The organism is Alteromonas sp. AO-Serp, assembly GCF_017849675.1.
GTDB classification, from domain to species: domain Bacteria; phylum Pseudomonadota; class Gammaproteobacteria; order Enterobacterales; family Alteromonadaceae; genus Alteromonas; species Alteromonas macleodii.
In genome coordinates this window covers 17,218-34,440 of record NZ_JAFLMX010000042.1, presented here as the reverse complement: position 1 = coordinate 34,440, position 17,223 = coordinate 17,218, and the positions used below count along the sequence as shown (strand labels likewise).

Annotated in this window: 17 protein-coding genes; 6 read left to right on the top strand and 11 right to left on the bottom strand. The window is 44.1% G+C overall.

Translation table 11 applies throughout. The features are described 5' to 3' along the window. Positions 1 to 30: 30 nt before the first annotated feature. Positions 31 to 573, bottom strand: coding sequence for an rRNA large subunit pseudouridine synthase E (locus QVA83_RS03790; protein WP_014976399.1), 543 nt, complete (start codon positions 571 to 573; stop codon positions 31 to 33). A 513-nt stretch (positions 574 to 1,086) separates the two neighbouring features. Here QVA83_RS03790 and QVA83_RS03785 point away from each other — a divergent pair. After that, entirely contained in the window at positions 1,087 to 3,306 is a 2,220-nt protein-coding gene (locus QVA83_RS03785; protein WP_069944212.1) for an NADP-dependent isocitrate dehydrogenase, read from the top strand. Between the two features lie 479 nt (positions 3,307 to 3,785). On the opposite strand, the gene cspD is transcribed toward QVA83_RS03785, so the two are convergent. Continuing rightward, positions 3,786 to 4,004 carry a cold shock domain-containing protein CspD gene (cspD, locus tag QVA83_RS03780; protein ID WP_014949330.1) on the bottom strand — a complete coding sequence of 73 codons (219 nt, stop codon included), beginning with the start codon at positions 4,002 to 4,004 and terminating at the stop codon, positions 3,786 to 3,788. Positions 4,005 to 4,247: 243 nt separating this feature from the next. Between cspD and clpS the strand changes: the two genes are divergently transcribed. Then, positions 4,248 to 4,568: an ATP-dependent Clp protease adapter ClpS gene (clpS, locus tag QVA83_RS03775; RefSeq protein WP_014949331.1), complete on the top strand. Its 321-nt coding sequence runs from the start codon at positions 4,248 to 4,250 to the stop codon at positions 4,566 to 4,568. Between the two features lie 24 nt (positions 4,569 to 4,592). Further along, positions 4,593 to 6,869 carry an ATP-dependent Clp protease ATP-binding subunit ClpA gene (gene clpA / locus QVA83_RS03770; RefSeq protein WP_014949332.1) on the top strand — a complete coding sequence of 759 codons (2,277 nt, stop codon included), beginning with the start codon at positions 4,593 to 4,595 and terminating at the stop codon, positions 6,867 to 6,869. 178 nt (positions 6,870 to 7,047) lie between these two features. On the opposite strand, the gene infA is transcribed toward clpA, so the two are convergent. The 4 genes from infA to trxB all read right to left on the bottom strand — a co-directional run bounded on the left by infA (position 7,048) and on the right by trxB (position 9,823). Continuing rightward, a complete protein-coding gene (infA, locus tag QVA83_RS03765; protein WP_014949333.1) occupies positions 7,048 to 7,266 on the bottom strand; it encodes a translation initiation factor IF-1 in 219 nt (72 codons plus the stop codon). 75 nt (positions 7,267 to 7,341) lie between these two features. After that, positions 7,342 to 8,064: an arginyltransferase gene (locus tag QVA83_RS03760; protein WP_069944251.1), complete on the bottom strand. Its 723-nt coding sequence runs from the start codon at positions 8,062 to 8,064 to the stop codon at positions 7,342 to 7,344. Further along, complete coding sequence (aat, locus tag QVA83_RS03755; RefSeq protein ID WP_061486964.1) at positions 8,061 to 8,807, bottom strand: leucyl/phenylalanyl-tRNA--protein transferase; 747 nt, start codon at positions 8,805 to 8,807, stop codon at positions 8,061 to 8,063. The genes QVA83_RS03760 and aat overlap by 4 nt, the downstream gene beginning before the upstream one ends. 50 nt (positions 8,808 to 8,857) lie before the next feature. After that, positions 8,858 to 9,823, bottom strand: a complete 966-nt coding sequence (trxB, locus tag QVA83_RS03750) for a thioredoxin-disulfide reductase (RefSeq protein ID WP_069944252.1) — start codon at positions 9,821 to 9,823, stop codon at positions 8,858 to 8,860. Positions 9,824 to 10,434: 611 nt separating this feature from the next. Between trxB and yfbV the strand changes: the two genes are divergently transcribed. Further along, positions 10,435 to 10,884, top strand: a complete 450-nt coding sequence (yfbV, locus tag QVA83_RS03745) for a terminus macrodomain insulation protein YfbV (protein WP_014949337.1) — start codon at positions 10,435 to 10,437, stop codon at positions 10,882 to 10,884. A gap of 57 nt (positions 10,885 to 10,941) precedes the next feature. Here the strand turns inward: yfbV and QVA83_RS03740 are convergent, their stop codons facing one another. The 3 genes from QVA83_RS03740 to QVA83_RS03730 form a co-directional block, all read right to left on the bottom strand. After that, the gene (locus QVA83_RS03740; protein ID WP_156078307.1) at positions 10,942 to 11,394 is read right to left on the bottom strand and encodes a SprT family zinc-dependent metalloprotease; all 453 of its coding nucleotides are present in this window, start codon (positions 11,392 to 11,394) and stop codon (positions 10,942 to 10,944) included. An 86-nt stretch (positions 11,395 to 11,480) separates the two neighbouring features. Further along, positions 11,481 to 13,346, bottom strand: a complete 1,866-nt coding sequence (gene sppA, locus QVA83_RS03735) for a signal peptide peptidase SppA (protein WP_156078308.1) — start codon at positions 13,344 to 13,346, stop codon at positions 11,481 to 11,483. Positions 13,347 to 13,508: 162 nt separating this feature from the next. Beyond that, positions 13,509 to 13,700, bottom strand: a complete 192-nt coding sequence (locus QVA83_RS03730) for a hypothetical protein (protein ID WP_014949340.1) — start codon at positions 13,698 to 13,700, stop codon at positions 13,509 to 13,511. Positions 13,701 to 13,744: 44 nt separating this feature from the next. On the opposite strand from QVA83_RS03730, the gene QVA83_RS03725 reads away from it, so the two are divergent. Then, complete coding sequence (locus tag QVA83_RS03725) at positions 13,745 to 14,356, top strand: HvfX family Cu-binding RiPP maturation protein (protein WP_014949341.1); 612 nt, start codon at positions 13,745 to 13,747, stop codon at positions 14,354 to 14,356. A gap of 169 nt (positions 14,357 to 14,525) precedes the next feature. After that, the gene (locus QVA83_RS03720) at positions 14,526 to 15,077 is read left to right on the top strand and encodes an NAD(P)H nitroreductase (RefSeq protein WP_014949342.1); all 552 of its coding nucleotides are present in this window, start codon (positions 14,526 to 14,528) and stop codon (positions 15,075 to 15,077) included. Between the two features lie 100 nt (positions 15,078 to 15,177). Here the strand turns inward: QVA83_RS03720 and QVA83_RS03715 are convergent, their stop codons facing one another. Both QVA83_RS03715 and ansA read right to left on the bottom strand, forming a co-directional pair. Continuing rightward, complete coding sequence (locus QVA83_RS03715; RefSeq protein WP_081333994.1) at positions 15,178 to 16,017, bottom strand: DUF2797 domain-containing protein; 840 nt, start codon at positions 16,015 to 16,017, stop codon at positions 15,178 to 15,180. Positions 16,018 to 16,058: 41 nt separating this feature from the next. Further along, positions 16,059 to 17,066 carry an asparaginase gene (ansA, locus tag QVA83_RS03710; RefSeq protein ID WP_069944254.1) on the bottom strand — a complete coding sequence of 336 codons (1,008 nt, stop codon included), beginning with the start codon at positions 17,064 to 17,066 and terminating at the stop codon, positions 16,059 to 16,061. Positions 17,067 to 17,223: the final 157 nt, after the last annotated feature.

Genomic DNA, 17,223 nt, shown 5'->3' with positions numbered 1-17,223 from the left:
TGATTTCAAGTATTAGAAATTGAATTGCCTTTAAAAGTGAACGTAGCTGCCATTATCAATACCATCAATGGTCCAATTACCCACGCGATATCTGATGAGCCGAAGGGTGGGGTAGCCGACGTGCGCTGTCATACGTCGCACTTGTCTGTTTCTGCCTTCTGTAATGGTAATTTCTACCCAGCTAGTAGGGATCGACTGTCTAAAGCGTACGGGCGGATTCCGCGGCCACACGCTAGGTGCTTCCATGGCCTTTACTTTAGCGGGGCGAGTCATTCCGTCTTTTAATTCTACGCCGTCACGCAGCGCCTGCATTGCTTTTTCGTCCATAATACCTTCAACTTGCACCCAATAGGTTTTGCTGGTTTTAGCTTTTGGGTTAGCAAGTTTATGCTGAAGCTTTCCGTCATTGGTGAGTACGAGAAGACCTTCCGAATCTCTGTCGAGTCGTCCTGCGGCATACACACCGGGAACATCAATATAGTCCTTTAGGGTTTCTCTACCGTCTGCATCAGTAAATTGAGAAAGAACTTGAAAGGGCTTATTAAAAAGCACCACTTTAGCGTTTGAAGACATATTACTTCCGCTTGTTTAAATTCAAAATTTCGGGGGGGATTTTACGACAAATGACGATGCTTCGCATGGGAAAATCAACCGCAAATAGTGGTTTGCTCAATGAAGTTTGTCGATAAATTCGGTGATCTTATGAGTTAAGACAATGGTATGACTTGTAACTCAAACTTTCGACCCTATACTAATGGTCGCTCCCATTTTTATAAGAGAGCGCATCTGCATAATTATTAGACAGTTTTAGCAGTGATAAGCGGGCTTGCTTATACATCGTATCTCGAAATTGCGTACGACTAGGTAGTCGAGTGCAAAGTCATGAGATGCATATTGCTAACATAGGGAATTGAATAATATGTAGGGAAGAAAACAGCAAGTGACCTAGTGCTTAATAAAAGCAAAAGGTGGAAAACATCAAATACGTTTCGCAATGACTGTGGGCGTGACATGAACATGTTGCGGGTTGTTGCGACCTAATGGACTAAAGACGACAGTACCCTGTCGAGAAAATTGAGGTATATAATGACCAAGTCTAAGATCATCTACACGAAGACTGATGAAGCGCCAATGCTGGCGACTTACTCACTTCTTCCTATCATCCAGAAGTTTGCTGCGGCTGCAGATATCGACGTTGAGCTAAGCGATATTTCACTTGCTGCACGTGTTTTGGCAAATTTCCCTGAGTATCTTTCTGAAGAACAAAGAGTGCCAGACGCGCTAGCTGAACTGGGTGAGATGACCCAAGACCCGAACGCTAACATCATCAAGCTTCCAAACATCAGTGCCTCAATTCCACAGCTTCGTGCAACTATCAAAGAATTAAACGCAAAAGGCTTTAACGTACCAGCGTTCCCTGATTCACTTAAAACAGCTGAAGACGAAGAAATTCGCGAGCGTTACGGTAAAGTATTAGGTAGTGCGGTAAACCCTGTGCTACGTGAAGGTAACTCGGACCGTCGTGCACCGACAGCGGTGAAGAACTATGCCCGTAAGCACCCGCATTCAATGGGTGAGTGGTCTCAAGCTTCTCGTTCGCACGTAGCGCACATGCGCGGTGGCGATTTCTACTCTGGTGAGAAATCAGTGACAGTTGAGAAAGACGGTCACGTTAGCATCGAATTTACGGGTAAAGATGGCAGCAAGAAAACCCTTAAACCGCGTGTAGATTTACTAGCTGGCGAAGTTATCGACGGCATGTTTATGAGCAAAAAAGCGCTGTGTGAATTCTTCGAAGAGCAAATTGAAGATGCGAAAAACACAGGCATTCTTTTCTCACTACACGTAAAAGCGACCATGATGAAGGTGTCTCACCCAATCGTATTCGGTCACTGTGTAAAAGTATTTTACAAAGATCTATTCAACAAATGGGGTGACCTGTTTGAAGAGCTAGGGGTTAACCCTAACAATGGTCTTGGTAGCGTTTACGACAAAATTGCAAGCCTACCTGAGAGCCAACGCTCTGAAATTCAAAAAGATATCAACGCATGTTATGCCGACCGTCCGCCAATTGCGATGGTTAACTCTGACAAAGGTATCTCGAACCTTCACGTACCTAGTGACGTAATTGTTGATGCCTCTATGCCTGCAATGATCCGTAACTCGGGTCAAATGTGGGGACCAGATGGAAAGGCGCACGACACAAAAGCAGTTATTCCAGAAAGTACTTATGCAACCATTTACCAAGAAGTTATCAACTTCTGTAAAACGCATGGTGCATTCGACCCGACAACGATGGGTACAGTGCCTAACGTTGGTCTAATGGCGCAAAAAGCAGAAGAGTACGGTTCACACGACAAAACGTTTGAACTAGAAGCAGACGGTACTGTGTCGATTATTGACCAAGACGGCAATGTTCTTATCTCTCACGATGTTGAAGAAGGTGATATCTGGCGTATGTGTCAGGTGAAAGACGCACCTATTCAAGATTGGGTTAAGCTAGCAGTAACGCGTTCACGTCAATCTGGTATGCCTGCGGTATTCTGGCTAGATGACGAACGTGCTCACGATGCGCAACTTATCAAGAAAGTTGAAAAGTACCTACAAGACCATGATACCAACGGTCTAGACATTCAAATTATGTCTCCTGTACGCGCTATTCGCTACAGCATGGAACGTGCAATTCGCGGTCTGGATACCATTTCAGTAACGGGTAACGTACTTCGTGATTACCTTACTGATTTGTTCCCAATCCTAGAGCTTGGTACCAGTGCTAAAATGCTATCAATTGTTCCGTTGATGGCTGGTGGTGGCCTTTATGAAACGGGCGCGGGCGGTAGTGCACCTAAGCACGTGCAACAGTTCGTTGAAGAAGGTCACTTGCGTTGGGACTCACTCGGTGAATTCCTGGCACTTGCTGTATCGTTAGAAGATGTTGCTATTAAGCACAGCAACACCAAAGCAAAAGTTATTGCTACTGCACTTGATAAAGCAACGGAAAAACTACTAAACAACGGTAAGTCTCCGCTTCGTAAAGCAGGTCAGTTGGACAACCGTGGTAGCCATGTTTACCTAGGTCTATACTGGGCTGAAGAAGTAGCGAACCAAACGGAAGACGCAGATCTAGCTGCGCAATTTAAGCCAGTGTATGAAGAGTTGTCTGCGAAAATTGACGATATCTTGGCTGAGATTGATGCAACGCAAGGTAGCGCGCAAGAAATTGGTGGTTACTACTACCCTGACGAAGACAAGCTTTTCGCAACCATGTCTCCAAGTAAGACATTAAAAGCTATCTTAGGCGCATAGTATTTTGTGTATATGCGTTAGGCTTATAGGTCTAGCGCATAGAATAGTACTCTCAAACCTGAGAAGCTATTTCAAAACAACGTTTAAAAGCCCTCTCTTCAAACGAGAGGGCTTTTTTTATGTAGAACCACTATACCTGCGCTAACACGCGGCGATTACGAACATTTTAAACCTAGCTGAGTAGGCAATGGTCTACGCGGACTGGTATAAGGGGTAATAAGGGGTAGGGCGATATACCTTATGTTATGGAAACGAATGTATAAGCGGGAGATAAAAGGAACAGGAAAAAAGCTCGTTGATTGTCTAATTTGAACTATTACGCAACTTTAATACACAACGTTAAGATAACGTAATGCTTATTTTTGTGGGGAAAATTAAAACGCACTTATCCGCACAGGTGCTTTACTGCACCTACACATTTTGAATGGCAAGAAAAGCAAAAGCCCGACGCAAAAGGTCAGGCTTTGAAAATTCTTTTCTTAACGCTCTGGTTCTTCTTTGAAGCCAATGTTCTCAGCGTGAAGACCTTTAGGCCCTTGCTGAACTTCGAACGTTACTTCTTGACCCGCTTTTAGCGAACGGTAGCCTTCCATCTGAATCGTAGAGTAATGCGCGAAAATATCTTCACCGCCGTCCTCAGGAACGATAAATCCAAAACCCTTTGCGTTGTTAAACCATTTAACTTTGCCAACCGCCATACTTCGACTTCCTCTTAATCCTTGAACTCACGAGTATATGCCCCCATTATAGATCCGGAGACACGGTGGAAAGAGTATTGATTGTAGCTGCTACGCAGTAAGTTATGTCGTAGCTAACGTGCAATACTCAAAACCACTATACAAAATGTAGATTTTTTAACCATATTATGTCAAGGGCAAATGTGAATAAATTTATCCAAAAGTTTGTACACATATGTGCCATTAAACCACTATTATTAAGTTATGAGTAAAGACAACGCTATTAGTATCGAAAAGGAAAAACAGAAAGACGCGCAGCGACAGAAGCCGCAGCCGCCTCCCATGTATAAAGTGTTGTTGAACAATGACGACTATACACCGATGGATTTTGTCATTGAGGTACTCATGCAGTTTTTCAATATGGACGCTGAGAAAGCCAACCAACTTATGCTGACCGTTCATTATCAAGGAAAAGCCGTGTGTGGCATTTTTACTGCTGAGATAGCAGAGACAAAAGTGATGCAGGTTAATCAGTACGCACGCAAACATCAGCACCCGTTGATGTGCACGATGGAGCAGGCATAAGGTTTTTTGTAGAGGGCGAGCAATATGTTAAATAAAGAATTAGAACAAACGTTAAATAACGCGTTTGTATTTGCCAGAGAGCATCGTCATGAGTTTATGACGGTTGAGCACTTGTTGTTGGCATTGCTTGATAACTCAGCTGCTCGCGATGCGCTCAAAGCATGTGGTGCCGATATTGAGGCAATTAAAAGCGAACTGTTAGCTTTTGTTAAAGATACTACGCCTCTCATTTTAGATGACCAGTTAAACGAACGCGAAACTCAGCCCACGCTCGGTTTCCAGCGCGTGCTGCAGCGTGCGGTATTTCACGTTCAGTCGTCTGGTAAGGACGAAGTTACTGGCGCAAACGTACTTGTTGCTATATTCAGCGAGCAAGAGTCTCAGGCCGTTTATATTCTTAAGAAGGCGGATGTAACGCGCTTGGATGTGGTGAACTTCATTAGCCATGGCGTAAGCAAAGCGGATGATGATGAGCCCGTAAACCCTGAAGCGTCGGAAGAGGCTGAAGCAGGCGAAGAAGGTGGCTCAGCATTAAGCAAATACGCAACTGACCTGAATCGTCACGCGAAAGACGGCAAAATAGACCCGTTGATTGGCCGCGATTCGGAAGTAGAGCGCACTATTCAAATTCTATGTCGTCGTCGCAAAAACAACCCGCTGCTTGTGGGTGAAGCGGGCGTAGGTAAAACGGCGATCGCAGAAGGTCTTGCATACAGAATCGTTAACGAAGACGTGCCTGATGTTATTGCTGAAAGTACCGTTTATTCACTGGATTTAGGTGGCCTTCTTGCTGGTACCAAATACCGTGGTGACTTTGAGAAGCGTTTGAAAGCAATTCTGAAAGAGCTTGGTAAAGATAAGAACGCCATTTTGTTTATTGATGAAATCCATACCATTATTGGTGCAGGCGCTGCGTCGGGCGGTGTAATGGATGCGTCAAATTTACTTAAGCCTAAGCTATCAAGCGGTGAACTACGCTGTATTGGCTCAACCACATATCAAGAGTATCAAGGTATTTTTGAGAAAGACCGCGCCCTTGCACGTCGTTTCCAGAAAGTTGACGTTACTGAACCTAGCGTCAGCGATACCACAAAGATACTGCTTGGCCTTAAGAGTCGCTACGAAGAGCACCACAATGTGCGTTTCACACAAAAAGCGATTCAAGCTGCGGCGGAATTGTCGGCTAAATACATCAACGAGCGTCACCTTCCAGATAAAGCCATTGATGTAATGGATGAGGCGGGTGCAAGCCAACGTCTGTTGCCGCCTTCTAAGCGCAAAAAAACGATAGGTGTGGGCGACATTGAGCAAATTATTGCAAAAATGGCGCGTATCCCTGAGAAGTCTGTATCGGCTTCTGACAAAGAGGTGCTTAAGAACCTTGGCCGCAACCTTAAAATGGTCGTGTTTGGTCAGGATAAGGCTATAGAGACGCTTAATGACGCTATATTGCTATCACGTTCTGGACTTGGAGCTGAAGCAAAACCAATTGGTAGCTTCTTATTTGCCGGTCCAACTGGTGTTGGTAAAACAGAAGTAACCCAACAGCTGGCTAAAATCATGGGTGTTGAGCTTGTACGTTTTGATATGTCTGAGTACATGGAACGTCATGCAGTTAGCCGCCTCATTGGTGCGCCTCCTGGTTACGTTGGTTTTGATCAAGGCGGTCTGTTAACAGATGCAGTAATCAAAAACCCGTACTCAGTAGTGCTGTTAGATGAAATTGAGAAAGCGCATAGCGATATCTACAATATTCTTCTTCAGGTTATGGACCACGGTACGCTCACTGATAACAATGGACGTAAGGTTGACTTTAGAAACGTGGTGTTAGTGATGACCACCAACGCAGGTGTTCAAGAAACCGTACGTAAATCTATTGGCTTTAAGCAGCAAGATCACAGTCACGATGCGATGTCTGAAATCAATAAGGTGTTTACACCTGAATTCAGAAACCGCCTGGACGGTATTATTTGGTTTAATCATCTTGATCCAGAAATCATCTTGCAGGTGGTAGACAAGTTCATTATTGAGCTTCAGGCACAGCTTGACGTTAAAGGCGTGTCGCTAGAGGTCACCAGTGCAGCCCGCGCTTACATGGCTGAGAAAGGCTATGATAAGGCAATGGGAGCACGTCCTATGGCGCGCGTCATTAAAGATGACCTTAAGAAAGAGTTGGCGAACGAGCTATTGTTTGGCGAGTTATCTAAAGGCGGAAACGTTAAAGTAGACTGCGTTGATGACAAACTTACCTTTGAGTACACAGGTGTAGGTGCAACGTCTGAAGAAGCAGAGCCAACCTAATGTAATAAAGCAAGTAGCGCTAGGTAGAAAGACTAATGTCGTCTATCAAGCGCTAAATCTTCTTTAGTAATTTTGATTCTAAGCGATAGCGCTTCGAGGATGAAATAGGTAAAACCCAGATACGAAAAAGCCCGATCTTAATCGGGCTTTTTTTATGCGTTACCGCTTAAATGGCTCATTATCTTGCGCGATAAACGATACGACCTTTGGTCAAATCGTAAGGAGTCATCTCAACGGTGACCTTATCGCCAGTAAGAATACGGATATAGTTCTTACGCATTTTACCAGAGATGTGTGCAGTCACTACGTGACCGTTTTCTAGTTCAACGCGGAACATAGTGTTAGGTAGCGTGTCTAACACAGTACCTTCCATTTCAATACAATCTTCTTTTGCCATGTAAAGCAGTTACCTCAGTAATTCAAAATTTTTGCCGCGCAGACCTTACCCAATCTTGGGTTCGGTGTAAAGCAATTAAGTGGGTATTTTACTATTTTTGCTAAATAGATGCCATTCATTGTCACTAAACTGCTCAAATGGCAAAAATTTGTGTTTATAAGACATTTTTTGACAGCCCTCTACGTAATAGCCCAAATAAACATAGTGGTGGCCTAAACGCCTCGCTTCCTGAATTTGCATGAGTATCATCCATGTACCTAAAGACGCAGAGCCATAGTCAGGGTCGAAAAACGTGTAGAGCGCAGAGAGTGCACCCATATGTTCGTTAGCATCGACAACGTCAGTTACAGCCACTGCAATGAGCTTGTCGCCATCATAGGCCTCTAGGTAATGGGTTGTCATCCAATCACACAAAACGAAATTGTCGAACTGGGTTCGTGACGGCGGATACATACTACCGTCGGCATGTCGCTCCGTAATGTAGCGTTCATACAACGGGTAGTATGTGCTTTTAGTTTCACTAACTAGCTGAACGCGAAACCCTTGATTGGCCTTTAATAGCCTTTTTTGACTGCGAGAGGGGGTATAAGCATTCACCGGAATTCGCACCGACTTACACGCCTTGCAGGCTGGGCAGTGTGGACGGTAAATTTGTTCACCGCTTCGTCGAAATCCCACTTGAATAAGTTGCGAGTATCGCCACGCCTGAAAATCATTGTTTTCGGCGTATACTAATAATTGCTCTTGCTCATCGGGCAAATAGCTACATGAAAATGATTGGGTTATACCAAACTTCACGGAGTAATCACTCTTGGCTTCCAACGATTAAGGTAGTCTTCTGACAGCCTACCGTCTTCAGTTAAAGTGTGGTTGTTGTTTTCCAGTTTTTCAATAAAGTTTTCACGGGATAACACATTCGCACCAAGGGATGCCAAATGATCGGTAGGAAGCTGGCAATCAATAAAGGCCATATCGTGAGACTTCATGTGCTCAACCAACGCCATCATAGCAAGTTTTGACGTATTACTTTCCCGGTGAAACATCGATTCACCGCAATATACCTTGCCAATTCCAACGCCATATAGTCCACCCACCAGTGTTTCGCCGTCCCAAACTTCCACAGAGTGTGCTAAACCCAAACCATTGAGCTGCCGGTAAGCCCCAATCATGTCATCGGTAATCCATGTTTCGCTATTGAGTTCACCTGTGTTTGGATTTTTACGAGGGGTTGATGAACAGGCTTCAATTACTCGGTCGAACGCGTAATTTAACGTTACCGTGTATTTTTGTTTTCGAGCAAGCTTCTTAAGGCTTTTCGATGCGACAAAATTGTCGAGTTCAATAATGGCTCTGGGGTCGGGTGACCACCACAGCAGCGGTTCGTCATCACTGAACCAAGGGAAAATGCCCTGTGAGTAGGCAGAAAATAAACGTGCAGGACTGAGGTCGCCACCAAATGCTAGCAGGCCGTTAGGTTCGTCTAATGCAGTGTCGACTGGAGGGAAGGGCGCGCCTTCTTCGATGTAATGTAACGCTATCATAATCGGGCCAGAAAAAAGCCCCACTGAACAGCAGGGCTTGGGAAACAGTACTAACCTTGTTCAGGCATCGTACCGTCTAAGTATTTTTCAGCATCTAGCGCCGCCATACACCCTGTACCTGCTGATGTAATGGCCTGACGATAAATATGATCGCTCACGTCACCTGCAGCAAACACACCTTCAACGCTTGTTTGCGTCGCATTGCCGTTTGTACCGCTGTTTACAACGATATAGCCATCTTTCATTTCAAGCTGCCCATCAAAGATATCGGTATTCGGTTTGTGACCGATAGCAACGAATAGACCCATAACATCAAGCTCTTCAGTGGCATCACTGTTCGTATCTTTAATACGGACTTTGGTTACACCCATTTCGTCACCGAGCACTTCATCTAGTGTACGGTTTAAGTGTAATACCACGTTACCGTTTTCTGCTTTATCACGAAGGCGTTGCTCAAGAATTTTTTCACTTCTAAAGCTATCTCTTCTGTGAATAACATGTACTTCTGATGCAATGTTTGAAAGGTAAAGCGCCTCTTCAACAGCGGTGTTACCACCACCAATTACCGCTACTTTTTGATTGCGGTAGAAGAAACCGTCACAGGTTGCACAAGCAGATACACCTTTACCCACAAACGCTTGCTCTGATTCAAGACCAAGGTATTTAGCTGAAGCACCTGTAGCAATGATTAGTGCGTCACACGTATAAGTACCGCTATCTCCGTAAAGCGTGAAAGGGCGCTTCGAAAAGTCGGTCTTATTGATGTGATCGAAAATAATTTCAGTATCGAACTTTTCAGCATGCTTTTGCATACGAACCATTAGATCAGGACCAGTAAGGCCTTCAGGATCGCCCGGCCAGTTTTCTACTTCTGTCGTGGTAGTAAGCTGTCCGCCTTGTTGAATACCAGTTAACAGTACAGGTTTAAGGTTTGCACGTGCAGCATAAACCGCTGCTGAATAACCTGCAGGGCCTGAACCCAAGATAAGTAGACGGACGTGTCTGCTTTCTGCCATTTTCCTCTCCAAATAATTCACCCAATAGGGTTACTTATAAAATTTCTCTTAGAAAGCTAGGTAGGGGCGAAAATCTGTAAATCAAGCTCAACACCTAGTTACTTTTATTATAGTAATTTGCCAATACAGAATCTGCAGGGGATGTCGACACGCTTCAAAGAAAGACACAACAAAGCCATGCAGCATAAAGATTAGGCTCAAAAGCTATATGATGCCTTTAAGCGACGAAAATGTCACTTAAAGATAAGATGAACTTATGCCTTTTAATTCTTAGCGTTGTTGATATTTTAACGCTTCTTAATTTAATTATTGAGCCAAGCTTACAGCAATGACGCTTAAAAAGTGGATAGCGATTATTGAAACGGCGTGTCGGGGTGAATTGTCAATCCACCATCTGAAACCGCTATTTCAACGAAACTTAATTAACAAGTCAGATATCTAATTTGCTAAAATCGACAGTGATAGCTTCTTGCTGCAAATACGTACTGATTTAGTAGAACCAGTTTGTATTAGCCAAAAAGCGGATTACAATTTAGTTAGATCTATCGAATAATGACGTTAGTAATATCGGTACTGAGGCCGGTAGAAGTGGTTTAATGAAGAGGTGAGGCATGTCTCAATCAATAATGACAATGTTGAAAAACGGTCAGCAGTACATGAAGACATGGCCTGTGAGAAAAGAACTCTATGCCTTTTTTCCAGAGTGCCGCGTTGTCGCTGCGACTAAGTTCGCGATTAAAACTATGCCACCAGTCGCGATGGTGTCATGCGCGTTACTTTATCAGAACCTAGGTGCTGATTATTTGCCTCAAACCATCACAATAGGTGCTTTTTTCTTAAGCTTACCTATGCAAGGTTTACTTTGGTTAGGCCATCGTTCTGATCAATACTTACCGCCCCAGCTGAAAAGCTGGTATCAAGAAATCCACTCTAAAATGCGTTCGCAAGGAGTGGCTATAACCAATGCTAAGTCAAAGCCCAAGTACAAAGAGCTAGCCCAACTGCTTAAAACAGCCTTCAACGACCTAGACAATGCGTTCACGAAGCACTGGTTTAACTAAAAGATAGCGACGCATCCTAAGTCAGCCCTTCGCTTACCACTGTTTTTGGCGAAACGCTTAGGACGTTCTAAGCAAGGCCTGACACTTCCTACATTTGTATTGTGCCCCTTTTAAAATATTATTGTGTCTGCGTGCACTTAGCGCATAAGTGTCACAGTCACACACATAATGAAAAGTGCAGGCTACCCGTTTCACGTCAAATTGATGGGTAGCATTAGGCGTGCAGTTAAATACGCTGCGCATTATCGACTGCCATTCTTTGCCGTGGGGCTGAACTCTGCCAAACAGAACCCATACCAACAAATGGCTGACTTCGTGTGGTACCACGTCACTTAAAAAGGCATCGATATTATCTTTAAACAGAAGTGGGTGAAAATTCACGCGGTTTTGCTGTAAAAACGCAGTGCCCGCATTTTTCCCCGACCGTCTAAAAGTGATGGTAGGGCGCTTGAACGTTTGCTTGAAGTATTGCTCTGCTTGCTCATAGCAATAAAAAACAGCGTCGGTAATAACGCGACGCTGTTCTTGAGTTAAGTCATTTGAAGCGATGTTGCTGCCTCTGTCTTTTTACTGTTTCTACTTATTTGCTGCGCGTATTATTTAACGTCACAAGGTAAACATAGCACGTAGGTACCCTTAGGGTCGTTTAGTTGGTTTACTAAACTGAACTCTTTAAGTACGCGCTTAAATTCATTTACCAGTGCAGAGTCGGCATGGGCAAATTGCCATTTGCCCACAAACGTCATTGCCTGGCCAAAGAATTCCTTCCAGAAAATTTCCTGGGCACTCAGCGTACGTTGTACGTAGAATGTATCATAATTTTCTAGCTCGGCGAGCTCGGCCGCAGCAACTACAGCATCGTCAACCGTACCAAGCTGGTCTACCAAGCCAAGTTCAATTGCATCTTCGCCAATCCACACGCGTCCTTGGGCAACACTATCCACTTCTTCTACCGACATACCACGAGCATTTGAAACCAACGACAAGAAGTTTCCGTAAGTGTTTTCAACGTTGCGCTGAAGAATCTGACCGAATTCTGGTGCTAGTGGACGCACAGTAGAGAAGCCTGCAAGCTCTGTAGAGCCCACACCGTCACTGTGAATACCTAAATAATCCAGAGAATTCTCGTAGGTCATAAACATACCAAACACGCCAATCGAGCCTGTAATTGTGCTAGGGCTTGCAATTATTCTATCGGTACTTGCTGCAATCCAATAACCGCCTGAAGCTGCATAGGTGCTCATAGAAGCAATAACGGGCTTGCCTGCTTGTTGTAGCTGCAACACTTCCTGACGAATAATTTCAGAGGCGAATGCGCTGCCACCAGGAGAATCAATCTGAAGAACCACTGCTTTTACGTTGTCGTCTAGACGTGTCTTTCTTAAAAGACGAGCGGTGCTGTCTCCACCTATAGTACCGGCTTTTTGATTACCGTCTAAGATGGTGCCCTTGGCAACTACAATCGCCACTTTATCCATGTCTGACTCGATAACCGGCATAGGCGGGTTAACAACTTTAAGATAGGTATTGAACGAAGTGAGGTTAACGCCGTGATTGTTTTCATCTTCACCGACTAACTCAGTGAGCTCCAATCTTACTTCTTCGCGGGTCTTCAATGCGTCTACCCAATTATTCTCAAGCGCATACTGTGCGAAATCGCCGCCTGCCGCTTCAAACTTTGCTAATAAACCTTCAAGGGTCTCGTCAAAGTTTGCTTCATCGATACCGCGAGCTGCTGCTACGTCCGCTTTGTATTGCGCCCAGTAACCATCTAACCACTGTTTCTCCGCTTCTTTTGCTTCTTCAGACATATCATTTCGCATGATAGGCTCAACAGCAGATTTATAAGTACCAACCCGGAAGATATGCGTGGTTACTTTTAACTTTTCTAGCATGTCTTTAAAGTACATGCCATAACGGCCGTAGCCTTCAAACATTAACCCGCCCATTGGGTTCAGATAGATGCTATCAGCGTGTGCTGCCAAGTAATATTGGTCTTGGGAAAAGTAATCGCCAATGGCATAAACGGGCTTTTCAGATTCTTTAAACGCGTCAATAGCATTAGCTACGGTGCGCAACTTGTCTAAACCACCGCCGGTAAGACCTTGAAGGTCAAGAACCAAAGCTTTAATACGGCGATCCTTTTGCGCATTTTCAAGCACTTTCACTACATCGCGTACCAGTACTTCTGGGTTTTCAGGTTCACTGCCTAGCGATTCTTGTAAGAACTGTTCGAAAGGATCAATGCTTTCTTTTTCTATAACTAGCTTGCCGTTAAGCGTAAGAAACAAAGCACTGTCTTTGTTTACGGTAAACTGTTCATCGTCCTGACCAGTTATTGCGATTATCAATCCAACAAAAATAACAATGAATATCAAATTAAAGAAAAGTTTGCGGGTGAAGTTAAGCACCGTCCACAAGCCAATAAACAAGGATTTAGTCCAATTTCCTTTGGCTGCCATTTTAATCACTACCTTTTTTTGAATTAACTAACCAGAGCAAGATAGATCAGGCATACCTTACTCACGTACTGCATTCTATTATGTTACCTAAATCGAGTAAGATCGCGAACTTAATTGTAATTTTTTGTGAGTGTCTTTGTTTTCGGCGACTTACGATGACTTTTATTCTGCGTTCTTTTTTTCGTCTTGTTCCAGCCACTTTCGAATGAGGGAGGCAATACGTTTGTGACTATCCTCGCTCATCGTCATAAGAAATTTTCCATTCTTTGCTTTATAGCCGGTTTTTCCATGGCCCTTTTTCATTAGTCGTAAAAACGGTGAGGGCTTATTTTCGCGCGATGAAATTTTTTTCATAAAGTGCCGTTCTTATTTCTTAATCACACAAAGTAGGCAAAACAATGACACACATTTACCAACAAATCGTAGCCCGACTGCAAGTGGCAGATGGCATTCCTTTACTTTTATTACGCTTGTATTTAGCACCAGTGATGATACAGGCTGGCTGGAATAAAGCATCCAGTTTCGACAGTATTGTAGATTGGTTTGGTAACGATGATTATGGGCTTGGTTTACCAATGCCTTTGGTAATGGCGTTCTTAGCTACAGCCGCAGAACTCGTGGGCGGTGTTCTATTGTTATTGGGAGCATTGACGCGCTTGGTGAGTATTCCATTAATGGTAACCATGATAGTCGCTATGGTGAGTGTTCACGCTAAGAATGGATGGCTCGCTATTGCTGATGCGTCTTCATGGTTAGCCGACGGTACAATCTTACTGAATGAAAACATTATGGCTGCGCCAGAAAAGCTTGCGGCAGCTAAATCATTGTTACAAGAGCATGGCCATTATGACTGGCTTACATCCAGCGGTAACTTTGTGGTACTTAACAACGGCATCGAATTCGCTGCGACCTATTTTATTATGCTTTTAGTTTTGTTTATCTATGGTGGTGGACGCTTCTTTAGTGTCGATTACTATGTGAATAAAGCCATGCGTTCTAAAAGTAATTAGGGACGCTCCATTTGCTGTACAAAAGACCGGAATTTTCTGGTCTTTTTCGTTTATGAACCGTAGGATCTAGCATTCAGGTTAGGTAAATTATTGTTGTTGGCACGCTTGTCTCGATTGTGAAAATCGAAGCGTGATAATAGCAACGCGAAAAAATAAAGTAGGGACGTAAATGGACGCATTAACATTGTTACTCAACAGAAGTTCTCAGCCTCGATTGGAAGCGCCAGCACCTAGTGGAGATGCCTTAGAGAATATTATGCAGGCTGCACTACGTGCCCCAGACCATGCTTGTCTTACTCCGTGGCGTTTTATCGTGTGCACAGGAAAAGGGCTGGATAAGCTAGGTGCACTCTATGAGCAATCCGCTATTGAAAATGAAAAGTCGCAGAAAGAAATTGAACGTGCCGTGCAGCTTCCTCACCGCGCTCCTATGGTTATCGTAGCCATCGCAAAGCATGTGGAACATGAAAAGGTACCGCGTGTTGAGCAGATAGCGTCGGCAAGCTGTGGCGTTATGGCGATGCAAATGGCAGCAGTAGCACAAGGATTTAACGGCATGTGGCGCACCGGTGGCTACGCACACTGTGAGACGGTAAGAAACGGATTAGGTTTAAGTGAAGAAGACGAGCTGGTAGGTTTCTTATATTTAGGAACACCAGCGTTTGAGCCTGCACCTAAACCGCAAAGAAATAGTAACGACTACTTTGAATTCTGGCAGTAGTTGATACCTATTCGAATAAACTGCCGCATTAGATAGCTAGCGGCGGGTAATAAGGGTCTTATTTTTATAAGTAAGCTAAAATAAGACCCTAACATTTAACCTAGAAAGATAGGTCTACATTATAACCAGCGAACTTCCTGATATTAATAACGCGATCGCCATCTAGCATCCAGTATTGCCCTTTGATACCTTGCAATACACCAGTAAATGACGGTGTCTTATCTAAGTTTAAAGATTTTATCTTTACCGGATAATCTTCAACAGGGTAATGAATATCATGGATAGGCGTAGTCACTTCTGATACTGCTTGAAGCCCTTTTTCTTGCTTCAGCGCTTCTAGCTCACTTTCAATTTTACCCATTAATTCGGTTTTGACCTGTTCTAGATCAACCTCGTCAGGTTTGCCCTTTAACATTGTTCGCCAATTGGTTTTATCTGCAATGTGATCCTTGCATAACGTTTCAACCAAACCACTGGTAAGCCTGTCAGGAACTCGCAGCATTACGGTAGCTTGCGTAGCTCCTTGATCCATCCACCGCGTAGACACGCCTTCGGTGACTTGACGAGTGATGCCCACTTTTACCGTACCTGTGTTAGCCAAATAAACAAAATGCTCGCTAAAGCAATGTTCTTCACCCCACTGAGGTTCTCTGCACGTCCCTTCGTGGTAATGGCACTTTTCTGGCTTAATAATGCAGCTATCGCATTGTGCCAGCGATATCAAACACGGGTAGCAGTATCCTTGGTTGAAGCTTTTTTTGGTTTTGCGGTTGCAGTGAACACAGTTGATTTCACCAGAGTAGGTTACCGTTACTTCCTTGCCGATAAGAGAATTGATATCTACCAGCTCATCACCAATTGGAAGCGAGTAGTGCACGGTATTGCTTTCATCGGCGGAGGTACGCATTTTTTTTAGCATACCCGAATATGTTGTTATCACTTGTTGAAACCTTTTTCTTAAAAACTTTATTTGTAACGCTGCTAGTCGCTTAATTCGCCACGCAGGTTTTGCGTTAATAGATGGCTTATTTCCTCAAAAGGAAGCCCTTTACTTAATAAGTAGTGCAGTTTCGCGAGGGCAGCCTCGGGCGTCATATCGCTACCCGATAAAACTCCTACTTCTTGTAGGCCATGGCCAGTGGCATAGCCACCCATGTTTACGCGACCGCGCATACACTGGGTACAATTCAAAACAGGAATTTCTCTGGCTTTTGCGTATTTTAACTGTGCAATAAGCTCAGGGTTCTGAGGTGCATTGCCCACACCATAGCTCAGTAAAATCAGTGCATTCACCGGCTGCTGCAGCGTGTTTTTAATGACCTCTGGCGCAATACCGGGATACAAACTAACCATGCCGATCGGTTGGGCTTTGACGTTCGATACCGTTAAGGTGTTATTTGGTGACTTCGCTAATTCACCGGCTTTCAGACGAATGTTAATGCCAGCTTCTAACAGTGGAGGAAAGTTAGGGGAGTCAAAGGCACTGAATCCATCTGCATCTACTTTGCGGCTGCGGTTGCCACGAAGTAGTCTGTTGTTGAAGAACAGTCCGACTTCGGCAATGGGGAAGTTCGCGGCAACATATAACGCGTTTAGAAGGTTGACTTGACCATCTGAGCGAAGCTCTGCCAGTGGAATTTGAGAACCGGTAACAATGACAGGTTTTGACAAATCCTCAAGCATGAAACTCAACGCCGAGGCGGTGTATGCCATGGTGTCTGTACCGTGCAAAATAATGAAGCCATCATACTTGTCGTAGTTGTCGGCGATATCATCGGCAATACGCTGCCAGTCAGACGGATCCATGTCTGATGAATCGATAAGGTTATCGTATTCATGTAGTGTAAAAAGGGGCATTTCAGAACGGTGAAACTCCGGCATCTTTTTCAGTGTGTCTGACAAGAAGCCTGCAGCGGGTACGTAGCCTTGCTTAGACGGCTTCATACCAATAGTTCCACCTGTATAGGCAATATATATATGTTTGCGCATGAAATGACCTTACCCTTAATTTGGGAATACTTTTTAAAAGGGGATAGCGTAATTTGACGGGCATTCTAACAATACCCACGGGTTTGTCACCCTGAAATACGAAGGCACAAAAAAGCGGTGAAGATCACCGCTTTTATTCTGTATCAACTTTTTAGCA

What these genes read in the sequence shown, in the direction of transcription:
- clpA (WP_014949332.1), top strand. Translation starts at nt 4,593, where the DNA reads ATGTTAAATAAAGAATTAGAACAAACGTTAAATAACGCGTTTGTATTT.
- sppA (WP_156078308.1), bottom strand. Translation starts at nt 13,346, where the DNA reads ATGGCAGCCAAAGGAAATTGGACTAAATCCTTGTTTATTGGCTTGTGG.
- QVA83_RS03790 (WP_014976399.1), bottom strand. Translation starts at nt 573, where the DNA reads ATGTCTTCAAACGCTAAAGTGGTGCTTTTTAATAAGCCCTTTCAAGTT.
- QVA83_RS03725 (WP_014949341.1), top strand. Translation starts at nt 13,745, where the DNA reads ATGACACACATTTACCAACAAATCGTAGCCCGACTGCAAGTGGCAGAT.
- yfbV (WP_014949337.1), top strand. Translation starts at nt 10,435, where the DNA reads ATGTCTCAATCAATAATGACAATGTTGAAAAACGGTCAGCAGTACATG.
- aat (WP_061486964.1), bottom strand. Translation starts at nt 8,807, where the DNA reads ATGATAGCGTTACATTACATCGAAGAAGGCGCGCCCTTCCCTCCAGTC.
- clpS (WP_014949331.1), top strand. Translation starts at nt 4,248, where the DNA reads ATGAGTAAAGACAACGCTATTAGTATCGAAAAGGAAAAACAGAAAGAC.
- QVA83_RS03720 (WP_014949342.1), top strand. Translation starts at nt 14,526, where the DNA reads ATGGACGCATTAACATTGTTACTCAACAGAAGTTCTCAGCCTCGATTG.
- QVA83_RS03785 (WP_069944212.1), top strand. Translation starts at nt 1,087, where the DNA reads ATGACCAAGTCTAAGATCATCTACACGAAGACTGATGAAGCGCCAATG.
- QVA83_RS03730 (WP_014949340.1), bottom strand. Translation starts at nt 13,700, where the DNA reads ATGAAAAAAATTTCATCGCGCGAAAATAAGCCCTCACCGTTTTTACGA.
- ansA (WP_069944254.1), bottom strand. Translation starts at nt 17,066, where the DNA reads ATGCGCAAACATATATATATTGCCTATACAGGTGGAACTATTGGTATG.
- cspD (WP_014949330.1), bottom strand. Translation starts at nt 4,004, where the DNA reads ATGGCGGTTGGCAAAGTTAAATGGTTTAACAACGCAAAGGGTTTTGGA.
- trxB (WP_069944252.1), bottom strand. Translation starts at nt 9,823, where the DNA reads ATGGCAGAAAGCAGACACGTCCGTCTACTTATCTTGGGTTCAGGCCCT.
- infA (WP_014949333.1), bottom strand. Translation starts at nt 7,266, where the DNA reads ATGGCAAAAGAAGATTGTATTGAAATGGAAGGTACTGTGTTAGACACG.